Source organism: Paenibacillus solisilvae (assembly GCF_042656405.1).
Taxonomy (GTDB): domain Bacteria; phylum Bacillota; class Bacilli; order Paenibacillales; family Paenibacillaceae; genus Paenibacillus_Z; species Paenibacillus_Z solisilvae.
Genome location: NZ_JBHSOW010000016.1, coordinates 56893 through 70603, shown reverse-complemented (window position 1 = coordinate 70603; position 13711 = coordinate 56893). Strand labels below are relative to the sequence as shown.

Sequence of the window (13711 nt, the reverse complement as noted above, 5' to 3'; positions counted from 1 at the left end):
TGTTCTATTTGTTCTGAAATCAGAATAACACGAACACCCGTTTGCAGTCAACAGATAAAAAGAACATTTGTTCCCTAAAAAATACGAACCCTTGTTTCTCGAACTTATGTTTGTACGAACTCCGGTTCTGTGTTATAATTTGACACAAATGAAACTTTGGAGTGATTCTGGTGTCGAAACTTTCAAACCGCCAGCAGGCGATTCTTGAATTTATCAAGATGGAAGTGCGTGAGAAGGGATATCCGCCTTCCGTTCGGGAAATCGGAGAAGCCGTCGGACTCGCTTCCAGTTCAACCGTGCACGGCCACTTGGACCGCTTGGAGAAGAAAGGGTTGATCCGCCGGGATCCAACCAAGCCCCGGGCCATTGAAATCCTGGATGCAGATGATAATGAAATTCCATTCCCGCTTGCAATCGCGAAGGTTCCTGTTATCGGTAAAGTAACTGCAGGTATCCCGATCACAGCTACTGAGAATATTGAGGACTACTTCCCGCTGCCAGCCGAAAAAGTAGGCGATCATACCGTATTCATTCTTAACATTGTCGGCGAGAGCATGATTGATGCAGGCATACATAACGGCGATTATGTTATCGTCCGCCAGCAGCAATCTGCATCAAACGGCGACATCGTTGTAGCTATGACAGAAGACGATGAAGCAACTGTGAAGACCTTCTACCGGGAACGCGACCATATCCGGTTGCAGCCTGCGAATGATTCCATGGAGCCTATTCGTCTTCGCAATGTAACTATTCTCGGTAAAGTTATCGGACTGTTCCGCGATATTCACTGAATTGCCTCTTCGATTGAAAGGTCCAATCCGTCCTGCTGACACAGCAGAACAGATTGGACCTTTCTTTATTGTATCCCAATCGCTGCTAAATCCTGAGATTTCTCAGGTGGTTAACCGCTAAATTCTCGGAAAAGCGTATTCTCATACGTATGTTTAACCCCTCTATATTTAAAACCCAAAGAGAAGCCGGCGAAATCGATCGTAATCGATTTCAATGCCTTCGAAGTGACATACATGCGAACTAAATGAGAAAGACGCCTCTTATTGTTCGAGCGTACAGCCGAAGCAACTGACGCTGCATAAGAACGATCGGTAGAAAGCTTGATATAGAAGAGCAGAATCGCTTTGGCAATCGCTCGATGCACCGGTGTAGCAAATGTGAACTGCGCCGTTCCCGGTATAATTGATGTCCCGTTCGTATACTGCAGGATTGGCTTCGGAAATTCAAAATCAACAAAATAACCGATTCCATTCGCGGATAAACCGTTAGGCTTTCCGGTAACTGCGGTTTGAAACAGCTTCTCCATTTTGTCGAGATCGGCCTCCCGGACCGCTTTGGACCAAGCCTTTGCGTAGGTCTTGTTCACTGCTATTTTATAATAGAATGGCGCCATCTTGCGTGCGACTTTAGCCAGAACAGATCCTGTTACCCTGAATTCAACGGTTTTGTTTGATGCCATACGAATTGTGCCACCGCCTTTAGCCTTTTGTGGCATTGTATGCTGATCAGGATAGCGAAGTGTAATTCGCAGTCAGGTATGAAATATGATGGACAACAGCCGTCGTACAACGGCCTATCGCACGGGGCGAGAAGCCTCAAACAAACAAAAAACTGCCAGGCTCCTCCCTTCCGAGGCTACCTGGCAGTTTTCCTATAAGCGGCTTAGTACAAAGATAAGTATTGATCGCGTTCCCACTGATGAACCTGCGTGCGGTACATATCCCACTCAATTTCTTTGAGCTCATAGAAATGTGCTAGCGCATGATCGCCAAGTGCATCACAGATGACTTCATTGCGAAGCAGCTCCAGCAATGCTTCCTTCAGATCATCCGGTAAGGTTGGAATGCCCTCTTCAATACGTTCTTCGTCCGTCATAACGTAGATGTTGCGGTCTGTTGGTGCCGGCAGCGGTGTTTTGTTCTTAATGCCATCCAAACCTGCTTTGAGCATAACTGCAAGTGCAAGATATGGATTCGCTGCTGGATCCGGGCTCCGAACTTCAATACGCGTGCTCAGGCCGCGGGATGCTGGTACGCGAACCATTGGGCTGCGGTTGCTAGCGGACCACGCCACATACACAGGCGCTTCATAGCCTGGTACAAGACGTTTGTAAGAGTTAACCGTCGGGTTTGTGATCGCTGAGAATGCACGGGCATTACGCAGGATACCAGCCATGTAATACCGAGCGATTTGGCTTAGGCCAAGCTTGTCACTCTCATCGTAGAAAGCATTCACGTTGCCGCGAAACAAGGATTGGTGGCAGTGCATACCGGATCCGTTTACACCAAACAACGGTTTAGGCATAAAGGAAGCATGCAGTCCGTGTTGGCGGGCAACCGTTTTAACGACTAGCTTGAATGTTTGAATCTGATCGGCTGCTTTAATGGCATCCGCATATTTAAAATCAATTTCATGCTGACCGGGAGCAACCTCATGGTGAGAAGCTTCGATTTCAAAGCCCATTTCCTCAAGAGTCAAAACAATTTCGCGGCGGCAGTTCTCACCAAGGTCCATAGGCGCAAGATCGAAATAACCACCCTGGTCGTTAAGCTCAGTCGTTGGTTCGCCTTTATCATCCGTCTTGAACAAGAAGAACTCAGGCTCCGGTCCGACATTCATCGCTGAGAATCCAAGCTCTTCGGCTTCAACCAAAGCACGCTTCAGAATTCCGCGCGGGTCACCTGCAAAAGGTGTTCCGTCCGGCATGTAGATATCGCAGATCAAACGAGCGACGCGATCCTGCGCAACCCATGGGAATACAACCCACGTTTCCAGATCCGGGTATAAATACATATCGGATTCCTCAATACGAACATAACCTTCAATTGAAGATCCGTCGAACATCATTTTATTATCGAGCGCTTTCTCCAGTTGGCTTACCGGAATTTCCACGTTCTTAATAGTTCCCAGCAAGTCAGTAAACTGCAAGCGAATAAATCTTACATTTTCTTCTTTGGCAATACGTCGGATGTCGTCTTTAGTGAAACTCACGATATCATCTCCTTTGAAAGTTAATTGCTGTGTAGAAACAAAATGACTGTTACTTTTTGTTATAGAAACGGGATAGCTGACCTTGAATCATTGATGCTTTGCCAGGTCTCTTCTCCAGCAGCTGCTGCTTCAGCAAACGATGAAGCTGCGCGTCAGAGAGCTCGCGACGCTTAACTTCGGAGAGTTCACTTACAACTGTCGCATCCTCGGACTCTTTCGAAACCGGATACATTACTTGCTTAATGCCGGCAATGTTAACGCCTTTTTCGATCAGCGATTTGATCTCAAGCAGCCTCTCCACATCATTGAACGAGAACAGCCGCTGGTTCCCGGACGTACGAGCCGGAACAATCAATTCATGCTGCTCGTAGTAACGGATTTGGCGTGCTGTTAAGTCGGTCAATTTCATGACGATGCCGATCGGAAAAAGCGCCATATTTCTGCGTATTTCGTCACCCATGTCGCATCAACCTTCCAGTATCTGAATTTATGTGTTTATTGTACCCTTCTGCCAAAAACATGTCAAGTTGTGTAAGGTTTAATCACAATTAACTGTCGCTCGGCAAGCACTTTTAAAGCGTTCAGAACACCGTATTTGACATGCGAATAGGTGAGCCCGCCTTGCATATAAGCGATATAAGGTTCCCTTATCGGTGCATCTGCAGACAGCTCCAAGCTGCCTCCCTGCATGAACGTTCCAGCAGCCATGATTACCGGATGCTCATAACCGGGCATGTCCCACGGCTCAGGCACAACATGGGAATCCACCGCCGCTGCTTTCTGAATGCCTTGGACAAAAGCGATCAGCTGGTCGCTTTCCTTAAACTTTACCGCCTGGATCAGATCCGTACGGGGAGCATTCCAAGGCGGATTAGATTCAAACCCGAGTCTCTCGAAGATCGCTGCGGCGAAGACGCTTCCTTTGAGTGCTTGTCCGACTAGATGCGGGGCTAAAAATAACCCTTGGAACATTGAGCGTAGTGTCCCGAGTGTAGCTCCTACCTCACCGCCGATCCCAGGGGCTGTCAGCCGATAGGATGTCAGTTCTACTGCATGTTTCGTTCCCGCAACATATCCCCCGGTAGGAGCAAGACCCCCTCCCGGATTTTTGATAAGAGATCCTGCCATCAAATCGACGCCAACCTGCGTAGGCTCAAGCTCCTCAGTGAACTCCCCATAGCAATTGTCGACAAAAACAGTTACATCCGGCTTCCATGCTTTTACCCGCTTAACCATCTCGCCAATCTCGGCTACGGTAAAAGAAGAACGCCAGTCATAGCCCCGTGAACGCTGAATGCCGATAACCTTAGTTCGCTCGTTCATCTTAGACTGAACGGCGTCCCAGTCGACAGAGCCGCTCTCATTGAGCGGAACCTCCGTGTAGGTGATGCCGAAATCCTGCAGAGAGCCTGTCCCATCTCCGGGCTTCCCAATCACCTTATGAAGCGTGTCATAAGGCCTGCCCGTAATGTAAAGCAGCTCATCGCCAGGTCGCAGCAGACCAAACAAGGCACAGCCGATCGTATGCGTGCCTGACACGAAATGCGGTCTAACAAGAGCGGCCTCGGCACCCATAATGTCGGCATACACAAGATCGAGAACTTCACGTCCGCGATCATTATATCCATAACCGGTAGAACCGTTAAAATGAAAATCGCTTACACGATGACGTTGAAAAGCCTGGATGACTTTCCAATGATTACGTTCGGCGATTTTGTCCAATGAGCGGAACATGGCGTTAACCTGTTCTTCCGCCACATCCGCCCAATCTAAAAGCTTTTTCCAAGTCTCATTCTCATGCTGTATCACAACCGTTGTCTCTCCTCACAATTCCACGTCTTGTTACACTTGCTCGACATAGCTTTCCAGCTTGTAGCCATGCACTTCATAATCCTGTTTATTGAGCTGAACGGTGAGGCGCATATGATCTCCGTCTACATCCTGAGCAATGACATCCCCTGTTCGGTAAGCAAGGGCAATGAGATCGCCCCGCTCTGCCGGCAGAACAAATGTACGTGTATCCCCTGTCATCCGATCTTGAATGATCTGACGAAGACGCAGTAAATCCTCTGCACGGTACGCACTCATAACTAGCGCATCTTCACGGTTTGCCGGCAGAAGTTCTGAACCGTCATCCTGGCAAAGATCAATTTTGTTGTATATCCGAAGGGTGGGCTTCCCTGCTGCGCCAAGCTCCTGAAGAATGTTCTCAACAACTGCAATTTGTTCTTCCCGCATAGGGGACGAGCTGTCAATCACATGCAGAACCAGATCGGCCTCTAGAACCTCCTCCAGCGTTGCCCGGAACGCGGCAATCAGATCATGAGGCAAATTCTGAATGAAGCCTACGGTATCCGTTAGCACGACTTCCTTGCCGCTTGGCAGCTCCAAATTTCTGGAAGTCGGATCAAGCGTGGCAAACAGCTGGTTCTCCACGTACACATCTGCTTGGGTAAGCTCTCGAAGAAGAGTCGACTTGCCGGCATTCGTATATCCGACCAAAGCAACCTGAGGCACGCCTGATTTGCGTCTGCGTTCACGGTGGAGCGTACGATGGCGTACGACTTCCTCCAGCACATTCTTGAGATCGGAGATCCGATCACGGATATGACGGCGGTCAGTCTCCAGCTTGGATTCCCCTGGACCGCGCGTTCCAATTCCGCCGCCCAGACGGGATAAGTTCTTGCCGTGCCCCGATAATCGAGGCAGCAAATAGCTCAGCTGGGCCAGCTCGACTTGAATGATCCCTTCTCTCGTCTTCGCACGCTGTGCGAAGATCTCTAAGATTAGCTGCGTCCGATCAATGATTTTCAGATCCAGCGCTTCTTCAAGGTTCCGCACCTGAGCGCCTGAAAGCTCTTGATCGAAAATCGCCGTCGTAGCACCAAGCTCATCAGCCATCGCTTTTAATTCTTCCACTTTTCCTTTTCCAATAAACCACTTCGTATCACGCGCTTCTTTATTTTGAACCATTGTCGAGAGCACTTCTACACCTGCCGTCTCAGCTAAACTTACGAGCTCTTCAAGGGAATGCTCCGGGTCGCTGGAACCTCGTTTGATATCCTGCGTTACGAGGCTCACCAGCACGGCACGATCTAATATATCCTGCTCGGTGTCATAGGTTGTTTGTCTCATCGATGAGGCGGGCTCCTTTTTGGGTATATCCGTTTATTAAATTGACTGTTATTTGTCCCACTTCAAATCTTCCGGGCGGACTGCCATAAGCTCCTGCTTGCCAGGGGAGGTGCTGGGGTAATGATTAAGCAATCGTACCGCTTGATGACGGAAGGCCTTCTCAATCACATTGCGCACGTATCTCGCATTGCTGAACGCATAGAACGAGGCCGTCTTCTCCTGCATCAGATGCTGGCGAAGCTTGAAGATCGACTGCGGCATCAACGTATAATCCCGATCTTTCGCCATCAATTCTGCAATTTGGATAAGCTGATCCACAGAGTAATCGGGAAAATCAATCTGGATCGGAAAACGCGAAGGCAATCCGGGATTGGTCATCATAAAATGTTCAATTTCCAGCGGATAACCAGCGAGGATGAGCACAAACTGATTGCGGTAATCTTCCATTGATTTCACCAAGGTATCAATGGCTTCCTTGCCGAAATCCTTCTCCCCACCCCGCGCCAAGCTGTACGCTTCGTCCACAAACAACACGCCGCCCAGAGCTTTCCGCACCAAATCACGTGTTTTCTGTGCGGTATGGCCGATATACTCACCTACAAGGTCTGCCCGCTCCACTTCTATAAGATGGCCTTTAGACAAAACGCCCATCTTATTAAACAGCTTTGCTACGATCCTCGCAATGGTCGTCTTGCCTGTGCCGGGGTTTCCTTTAAAAATCATATGATAGACATGCGAACCGCCGGATAATCCAGCATCCGTACGCATACGGCTGATTTGGAGCAGTGCGAAAATCTCATAGATCAGCAGCTTAACGTTATCGAGGCCGACCATGGGATCGAGCTCTCGTTGAATTTCCAAGTAGGGGTCATTGCTGACTAAAGGTTTAACCTGTGAAACAGGTTCAGCTTCTACGGTTTGTGCGGCAGCTGCGCCTGTGAAAGACTCTTGACTGCGCAGGACGACATTGATTTGCCGCGACGGTCTGGCGCTGCCGGCTGTACTTGAAGATACGACTCGCTCATTCATCTGCTTGATCACCTATCCTTCGCAACCGGTAATGGGGGCGGTATATGACTTTGCCCGAATGCTGGATCATCCTCGTCTTATACGCCGCATGATCCATTGTATTCTAGCGATACCAGCCATATTAACAGTTTTCAAAGGATGACAAGGTGATTCGATGATTAGAACGGCGTATCCGGCATCTGCAGACCGATCCGCAGCAGCAAGGAATCCATCTTCCACTTCGTAAACGCTAATACTTCTCTGGATTGATTGCGCGCCGTAGACAGCACTTGAGACTTAAATCCGAGCACCGCAGTATTCGTATAGCCCAAATAGTCCGCAATCTCCGCCGATCTTGGAGAATGATAGTCGTTCGTTACGATAATCAGCTTATCCCAGCCGTTCTTCTTGGCAATAGGCTTGCTGAACAGCAGGTTCTCATATGTACTTCGCGCATCATTCTCAAGCACGAGACGCTCTTTGGGAATCCCTTTTTCAACCAAATAATTGCGCATGCCTTCGGCTTCCGTTAGTGTGGACCCGTTATGATCGAGGCCTCCGGTAAGGATCAGATGCTGCACATTGCCATGCTTGTACAAATTAAATGCGTATTCAAGCCGTTCACGCAATCCAGGGCTTGGCTCATCGCTCCATAAGGAAGCGCCAAGCACAATTGCGGCATCGGCCTTCGGTATAGGCTTCGGAACCTCATAACTGTTAATGACCCATAACAAATAAGCACACCAGAACACGCCAACTGCCGCAGTCCAAGCTGCTATGCGCAGCAGCAGGACAACCGGGCGGAATCGCTTTCGGGAGCGTTTCTTATGCCGTACCGGTTTTACGGCAGACTTGGCGGCTGCCGGCTTCACCGCTGATTTCATGATTCGCTAAGCTCCCCGCTCTGAGGTGCCAGCGCCTTGCGGTGTTTCAGGCTCATTGTGAAGTAGCGAAACCTTCCATTGCGAATGGATGATAAAAGACGTCCCGCCGTCTTACGCGCAAGTGCAGCATCCTTGGAGGTGACAGCGCCGTCGCGAACCGCTTCCTCAAGCTCATCCTCATCCAGCAGAAACACCTCTCCGCTTGGAAGCACAACAACATCCAAATATAAATCATCGAACCATGGAACCTGCTGATCGGTAAGCCCTTGTGTTTTGCAAATATCAATGTACCATTGAACAACCTTGTTCTTATCGTCAAACATCGTCGTAACAACAAAATGCTCACCGCGCGGAAAGTGCTGCATCCACAGGTAACCGCGATCAGCAAGACATAATTTACGCCCATTGTATTCTTTCCAAAGCGGCTCGCGCAATTCGTGGATCCGATAAAAAGTAACCAATCCTTTAAACTCGTCTCCGTCCATTGCAAGGCATGTATAGCTTCTTCGCAGGATGCGGCGCCAATTGGCTCGGTCAGAAAATTTACGTTTCATACAGAACGACCTTTCCATTAGGATCGCTTTCTGGCTGTTGCAGGATCTACAATTTCCTATAGATTTAAAAAAAGCTTACCACAACTTAACCTTCATCTCCAGCAGCCATGGAAAATAAACCAAGCTATTCCGTAGGTTAAAGCAGCGAACAAGCTAAAAAAGCTTGACAGCCACCTGCTGACCCCATCATTAAAGTTAATGCAAGAACCTTCTTCCTCATGCCTGGCTGAGTACGCTGGGAGAACTATAGTTCTTGCCCTGCAGGTGTAAAAAAGGAGAGCCGCCTAAGCGCCCTCCTAGTGTCAATGATTTATTTCTCTTCAATGGTTACGGAGCTAATCAATACATCATCGATCGGCTTGCTCAACTCACCGTTGCTCTCCTCAACCGGAGTATTCGCAATTGCGGTTACAACATCCATACCTTCGGCGATTTTACCGAAGATTGAATAGCTGGGCTGCTGATCCAGATTTGCTGCAGTCGGCCCCGTACAGATGAAGAACTGGCTTCCGCCGCTGCTAGGCTGCCCGGTGTTCGCCATGGCCAATGTGCCTACCTCGTACTTATGCCCGTTGTCCAGCTCATCTGGAATATTATATCCAGGGCCGCCCGTTCCATTGCCGAGCGGATCCCCGGTTTGGATCATGAAGTCACTGATTACGCGATGAAACTTGATACCATCAAAGAACTTCTGATTCGCCAGGAAAACAAAGTTATTCACGGTGATTGGCGCATCTTTGGCGAAGAGCTCAGCTGTGAATTCTCCCTTGTCTGTCTTGAAATGAGCCAGATACGTTTTGTTCTTGTCAATCGTCATCTTCGGCGGCTCAGACCAAGATTTTGCATCGGCAGCGTTATTGCCGCCAGCAGTTGTGCCGCTGTTTGACGCTGTATTATCAGTACCTGCGGCTGGAGTTTCATTGTTCGGTTTATTGCCGCAGCCCGTTAGAACGAGCAGGAGAACGGCTGCTAGTACAATCATTTGCTTCATGGTTATTGTCTGCCCCTTAATGGTTAGTGGTTAATAGTCTTGCAGCTTCCTGCATCCGGCTCTAATTTTAATTCGTAAGCCTAAGTGCCACCCGCAGTCCCTTGGTCAACTGGCGGATTGGGTAATAGTCCGTCCGGATTCACGGGATCACCGCCATCCGGCGGTGTAGTTCCCGGTTTATCTTTCCCGTTTCCATTACCAGGCGGCTGCCCGTTATTGCCTGGCGTCTCTCCTCCATTGCCCCCGCCATTACCAGGCGTTTGCCCATCGTTGCCGTTTCCTGGCTCTTGACCGCTGCCATTACCTGGTGTTTCGCCGCCATTTCCCGGGTTCTGATTGCCATCGCCTGGCGTCTCTCCTCCATTACCCGGTATGTCGGTACCGTCACCCGGCGTTTGACCGTTGCCCGGCGTTTCACCGTTACCTGGAATTTCGGGATCAACCGGCGTCAGTTCTTCAGCCGGAATTTCAACAGTTACCTGCCCGGACGGTTTGCCTTCAATGTCCTTGCTTGCATCATAAGGCGTGACGTAATACGTATAGGTCATGCCTGGGGCAACGCTCATATCGTCGACTCCGGTCGTATCAAGTGAATCCAGGAGACGCGTAAACTCAGCTTCACTCGCTTCTTTCCGGTAAACACGGTACGTAAGACCGCTGCCTTCCGCAGCTGTCCAGACTAATTTGACCCTTACATTCTGCGGGTCATAAATCGCATTGAAATTCGCGATGCCTGCCGGCGGCTTCTCTTCCTCTACCTTAGCCGGTTTATGGAAGCTGGATTTCGGAACGTCTTTCATAGCGGCTTCCATCACTTTACCGAACATCGCCGCGGACTGCGAACTGCTTTTCTTCAATAGATGGTTCTTGTCGGTTCTGTCGTAACCCATCCAGACCACTGCTGTCCATTCCGCTGTATAGCCTGAGAACCAAGCATCACGGTTATAGCTGGATGTATAGTTGGGAAGACCGTGCTGCGTCGTTCCTGTTTTACCGGCAACAGGGCGATCGATACGCGCTCGTGTTCCTGTTCCGCCCTTCTCAACGACGCCCTGCATGATGTCCGTCATATAGTACGACGTCTCCGGTTTCATGATCTGTTCCGCATCCGGTGGACTGTATTGATAGATCGGCTGATCATTACTGTCCTTAATTTCCAGAAGAGCGTGCGGATCTACCGATTTGCCGTCATTTGCAAAAGCGCTGTATGCGGTGGCCATCTGCAGCGGTGTTACCCCTGTTGTCAATCCGCCCAGACCAATCGCCAAGTTCCGGTCCTTCTTGTCATCGAGCTGAAAGCCTAGCTTCTCAGCGAAATTCAGTCCGGTTTTGACGCCGATTTCATTCAAGAGCCATACCGCTGAGGCGTTTCGGGATTCCTTAATTGATTGGCGAATCGTAATCGGACCAATGTATTTGTTCGCATTGGAATCGCTCGGACAGTAGTCGCCATAGCATTTCTTGACATCCTGCACGATGGACCACGGGAAATAATCGCCGGTATCGATTGCCGGACCATAGACTGTAACGGGCTTGAAGCCAGATCCAGGCTGACGGGGAATCAGGACACGGTTTGTTCCTTTTTTCTCATAGTCCCGGCCTCCGACAAGACCTTGGATCGTTCCATCCCGGTGATCAATAATAATCATAGCGCCTTGAACCTTCTGATCATCGACGCTTTTCTCGAAATTATCGTCATCGGCAAATTCTTTTTCCATAATCGACTGTGCATTCGTGTTTAAAGTGGTAAAGATTTTGTATCCGCCTACCCGGAGCTGTTCCTCAGTAAGGCCTGTTTTATCTTCAGCCTCATCGACCAGATAATCAATGAATGCCGGATACGTATCACTTGTAACGGCATGCTCGGTTGGAGTATACGTATGAGTCTTGGCTTCCGCTAGTTCAGCCTGTGTAATATACCCTTGATCAAACATCAACTGGAGCACCACATTGCGGCGTTCCGTCGACTTCTCCGGATTTCTTATCGGGTTATACGTGCTTGGCGCCTTCGGTATTCCCGTAAGCGTAGCAATTTCCCAGATTTTTAAGTCTTTTAACGGTTTATCAAAATAATAATCCGCTGCCGCTTTGATTCCGTAGACGCCTTTGCCGTAATAAATCCGATTCAAGTACATCGTCAATATTTCGTCTTTCGTCCTCTTATGCTCAAGAGCAACAGCTATCGAAGCTTCCGTTGCTTTACGGAAGAATGTTTTATCTTGGGTCAGGAACAAGTTCTTTGCAAGCTGCTGAGTAATCGTAGAGCCGCCCTCCGCAGCGCTTCTGGATATAACGTCCCGTACTAATGCCCTTCCGATTGACCATAGATCGATCCCGGAATGTTCTTCGAACCGCTTATCCTCTGTCGCAATTACGGCGTCTCTGACCAGCTTCGGAATTTCATTGAACTCTACATTTTCCCGGTTGCCTCCGGATTGGGACAGCTTCATAACCTCATTATGATTAGAATCGTAGATCGTTGAAGCTTCGGGCAGAATGAATTTATCCTGATTCTCCGTCAGAATTCGTTCACCGTTCAAAATAATTAACAAATAGCCGATGATCCCGCAAACGACGGCGACCGCCCCTGTAAAGAACAGCCAGACAAGCAGCTTGCGTCCGGAAAATTTGCGTTTGCCTTTCTTCTTCTCTGTCTTCTTTTCTACCTTCTTCTTGGTGCGTGGTCCTTCGGTCATAGCAAGGTTCCCCTCCAGCTTTAACGAGTTATAGCTCTCGTCTCTATTTATACCCTATAAATGTACACGGCAACGGCATAGCAGAAACATTCTAAGCCTAAACGAAAAGAACAACCCCGCACGTCGCAAGGGTTGCTCTGTCGTGCCGCTATCCAATTAAACGGTTCACGTCGAGAAAAAGTTTCAAAACGTGCCGTTTGGGTGCCTAAGCTTCGTTGTCTTGCACCTGTACTAACGATACATTGCGCTGCGGGGTAAAGGTCGAAATTGCATGCTTGTACACCATTTGTTGACGGCCTTCACTGTCAATAACGATGGTAAAGTTGTCAAACGCTTTAATAACGCCGCGAATTTGAAATCCATTGGTTAAATATACCGTAACCGGGACGTTGTCTTTGCGCAATTGGTTGAGAAAAGTATCCTGAATGTTGATTGATTTGTTCATTAGCCGTTACCCCCATCGTCAAAAAGATTGGTTAGAAGTATATTCAATGTTCATCCTAAACTTTCCTGCTATTATACCATGAATCGTTTGCAAATTCTTGTGAAAATTTTCAGAACTGTCGATCCAATGAATATCTTTCATGTGTCTGAACCATGACAGCTGCCGCTTGGCAAATCTGCGGGTGTCCCGTTTTAGCAATTCAACCGCTTCTTCGAGCGAGAGATGACCCTGCAAATAAAGTACGATCTCCTTGTAGCCAAGCCCATGCATGGATACCGCATCCACAGGAACGCCGCGCTCTAACAGCCCTCTCACCTCATCAACAAGCCCTTCCTCAATCATGGCATCCACGCGTTCATTAATGCGTGTGTAAAGAACGGCTCGGTCCATCGTCAGGCCAATGATACAGAGTTCAAAAGGCGACGTCTTATTCTGCCTTGCGAGCTGCTGGGATAAGGTAGTTCCAGTCAGATGATAAATTTCTAATGCACGTATGATTCTTCGTTGATCGTTGACATGAAGCCGCCCGGCAGAGTCAGGGTCGACAACCCGCAGCTTCTCCAGCAAAGCTTCTGCGCCATGTTCGAGCGCGTATGTAACCTGCATCTCTCGAAAAGACTCATCCGAGCCTACATCGGCAAAATCATAACCGTATGCAACAGACTCCACATAGAGGCCCGTACCGCCAACAATGAAAGGAAGCCTGCCACGGGCTGTAATGTCCGGAATCAGAACGGCGCATCGTTCCTGAAATTCTGCAGCCGAGAACGGGTGAACAGGGTCACAAATATCTATCAGATGATGCGGGATCCCTTCCTGCTCCTCAGGCTTGATTTTGGCGGTCCCGATGTCCATGCCCCGGTAGACCTGAATAGAATCGCCGGAGATGATTTCAGCATTCCAGGCCTTGGCAATATCCAGACTCAGTCTGGTTTTACCCACTGCAGTCGGTCCGATCAGAACGAGCAGTTTCGGTTTATCCATTGTATTCATGT

13 protein-coding genes are annotated in these 13711 nt (G+C 49.0%); 1 reads left to right on the top strand and 12 read right to left on the bottom strand.

Annotated elements, in window-relative coordinates; all coding sequences use genetic code 11:
- The first annotated feature begins 170 nt into the window (after positions 1-170).
- A complete protein-coding gene (gene lexA, locus ACFPYJ_RS04645; RefSeq protein WP_379186882.1) occupies positions 171-791 on the top strand; it encodes a transcriptional repressor LexA in 621 nt (206 codons plus the stop codon).
- Between the two features lie 110 nt (positions 792-901).
- Here lexA and ACFPYJ_RS04640 read toward each other — a convergent pair whose 3' ends face one another.
- The 12 genes from ACFPYJ_RS04640 to miaA all read right to left on the bottom strand — a co-directional run bounded on the left by ACFPYJ_RS04640 (position 902) and on the right by miaA (position 13709).
- A complete protein-coding gene (locus tag ACFPYJ_RS04640; RefSeq protein ID WP_379186881.1) occupies positions 902-1471 on the bottom strand; it encodes a hypothetical protein in 570 nt (189 codons plus the stop codon).
- 203 nt (positions 1472-1674) lie between these two features.
- Positions 1675-3003, bottom strand: coding sequence for a type I glutamate--ammonia ligase (gene glnA, locus ACFPYJ_RS04635; protein WP_379186880.1), 1329 nt, complete (start codon positions 3001-3003; stop codon positions 1675-1677).
- A 49-nt stretch (positions 3004-3052) separates the two neighbouring features.
- On the bottom strand, positions 3053-3463 hold the full coding sequence (locus ACFPYJ_RS04630) for a MerR family transcriptional regulator (RefSeq protein WP_379186879.1): 411 nt from the start codon (positions 3461-3463) through the stop codon (positions 3053-3055).
- 62 nt (positions 3464-3525) lie between these two features.
- Positions 3526-4761 carry a methionine gamma-lyase family protein gene (locus ACFPYJ_RS04625; RefSeq protein ID WP_379187008.1) on the bottom strand — a complete coding sequence of 412 codons (1236 nt, stop codon included), beginning with the start codon at positions 4759-4761 and terminating at the stop codon, positions 3526-3528.
- An 84-nt stretch (positions 4762-4845) separates the two neighbouring features.
- Positions 4846-6138 carry a GTPase HflX gene (gene hflX, locus ACFPYJ_RS04620; RefSeq protein WP_379186878.1) on the bottom strand — a complete coding sequence of 431 codons (1293 nt, stop codon included), beginning with the start codon at positions 6136-6138 and terminating at the stop codon, positions 4846-4848.
- Positions 6139-6186: 48 nt separating this feature from the next.
- Positions 6187-7167 carry an AAA family ATPase gene (locus tag ACFPYJ_RS04615; protein WP_379186877.1) on the bottom strand — a complete coding sequence of 327 codons (981 nt, stop codon included), beginning with the start codon at positions 7165-7167 and terminating at the stop codon, positions 6187-6189.
- 158 nt (positions 7168-7325) lie between these two features.
- Positions 7326-8030 (bottom strand): YdcF family protein, encoded by a 705-nt coding sequence (locus ACFPYJ_RS04610; protein ID WP_379186876.1) that lies wholly within the window; start codon positions 8028-8030, stop codon positions 7326-7328.
- Complete coding sequence (locus tag ACFPYJ_RS04605) at positions 8027-8584, bottom strand: ribonuclease FAU-1 family protein (RefSeq protein ID WP_379186875.1); 558 nt, start codon at positions 8582-8584, stop codon at positions 8027-8029. Before ACFPYJ_RS04605 ends, ACFPYJ_RS04610 begins: the two co-directional genes overlap by 4 nt.
- 310 nt (positions 8585-8894) lie before the next feature.
- Positions 8895-9575 carry a peptidylprolyl isomerase gene (locus tag ACFPYJ_RS04600; protein WP_379186874.1) on the bottom strand — a complete coding sequence of 227 codons (681 nt, stop codon included), beginning with the start codon at positions 9573-9575 and terminating at the stop codon, positions 8895-8897.
- A gap of 80 nt (positions 9576-9655) precedes the next feature.
- Entirely contained in the window at positions 9656-12271 is a 2616-nt protein-coding gene (locus tag ACFPYJ_RS04595) for a PBP1A family penicillin-binding protein (RefSeq protein WP_379186873.1), read from the bottom strand.
- A 205-nt stretch (positions 12272-12476) separates the two neighbouring features.
- Positions 12477-12716, bottom strand: a complete 240-nt coding sequence (gene hfq / locus ACFPYJ_RS04590; protein ID WP_379186872.1) for an RNA chaperone Hfq — start codon at positions 12714-12716, stop codon at positions 12477-12479.
- 18 nt (positions 12717-12734) lie between these two features.
- Positions 12735-13709: a tRNA (adenosine(37)-N6)-dimethylallyltransferase MiaA gene (miaA, locus tag ACFPYJ_RS04585; protein WP_379187007.1), complete on the bottom strand. Its 975-nt coding sequence runs from the start codon at positions 13707-13709 to the stop codon at positions 12735-12737.
- Between the last annotated feature and the right edge of the window lie 2 nt (positions 13710-13711).

What these genes read in the sequence shown, in the direction of transcription:
- ACFPYJ_RS04640 (WP_379186881.1), bottom strand. Translation starts at nt 1,471, where the DNA reads ATGGCATCAAACAAAACCGTTGAATTCAGGGTAACAGGATCTGTTCTG.
- ACFPYJ_RS04630 (WP_379186879.1), bottom strand. Translation starts at nt 3,463, where the DNA reads ATGGGTGACGAAATACGCAGAAATATGGCGCTTTTTCCGATCGGCATC.
- hflX (WP_379186878.1), bottom strand. Translation starts at nt 6,138, where the DNA reads ATGAGACAAACAACCTATGACACCGAGCAGGATATATTAGATCGTGCC.
- ACFPYJ_RS04615 (WP_379186877.1), bottom strand. Translation starts at nt 7,167, where the DNA reads ATGAATGAGCGAGTCGTATCTTCAAGTACAGCCGGCAGCGCCAGACCG.
- ACFPYJ_RS04610 (WP_379186876.1), bottom strand. Translation starts at nt 8,030, where the DNA reads ATGAAATCAGCGGTGAAGCCGGCAGCCGCCAAGTCTGCCGTAAAACCG.
- ACFPYJ_RS04605 (WP_379186875.1), bottom strand. Translation starts at nt 8,584, where the DNA reads ATGAAACGTAAATTTTCTGACCGAGCCAATTGGCGCCGCATCCTGCGA.
- ACFPYJ_RS04600 (WP_379186874.1), bottom strand. Translation starts at nt 9,575, where the DNA reads ATGAAGCAAATGATTGTACTAGCAGCCGTTCTCCTGCTCGTTCTAACG.
- ACFPYJ_RS04595 (WP_379186873.1), bottom strand. Translation starts at nt 12,271, where the DNA reads ATGACCGAAGGACCACGCACCAAGAAGAAGGTAGAAAAGAAGACAGAG.
- hfq (WP_379186872.1), bottom strand. Translation starts at nt 12,716, where the DNA reads ATGAACAAATCAATCAACATTCAGGATACTTTTCTCAACCAATTGCGC.
- miaA (WP_379187007.1), bottom strand. Translation starts at nt 13,709, where the DNA reads ATGAATACAATGGATAAACCGAAACTGCTCGTTCTGATCGGACCGACT.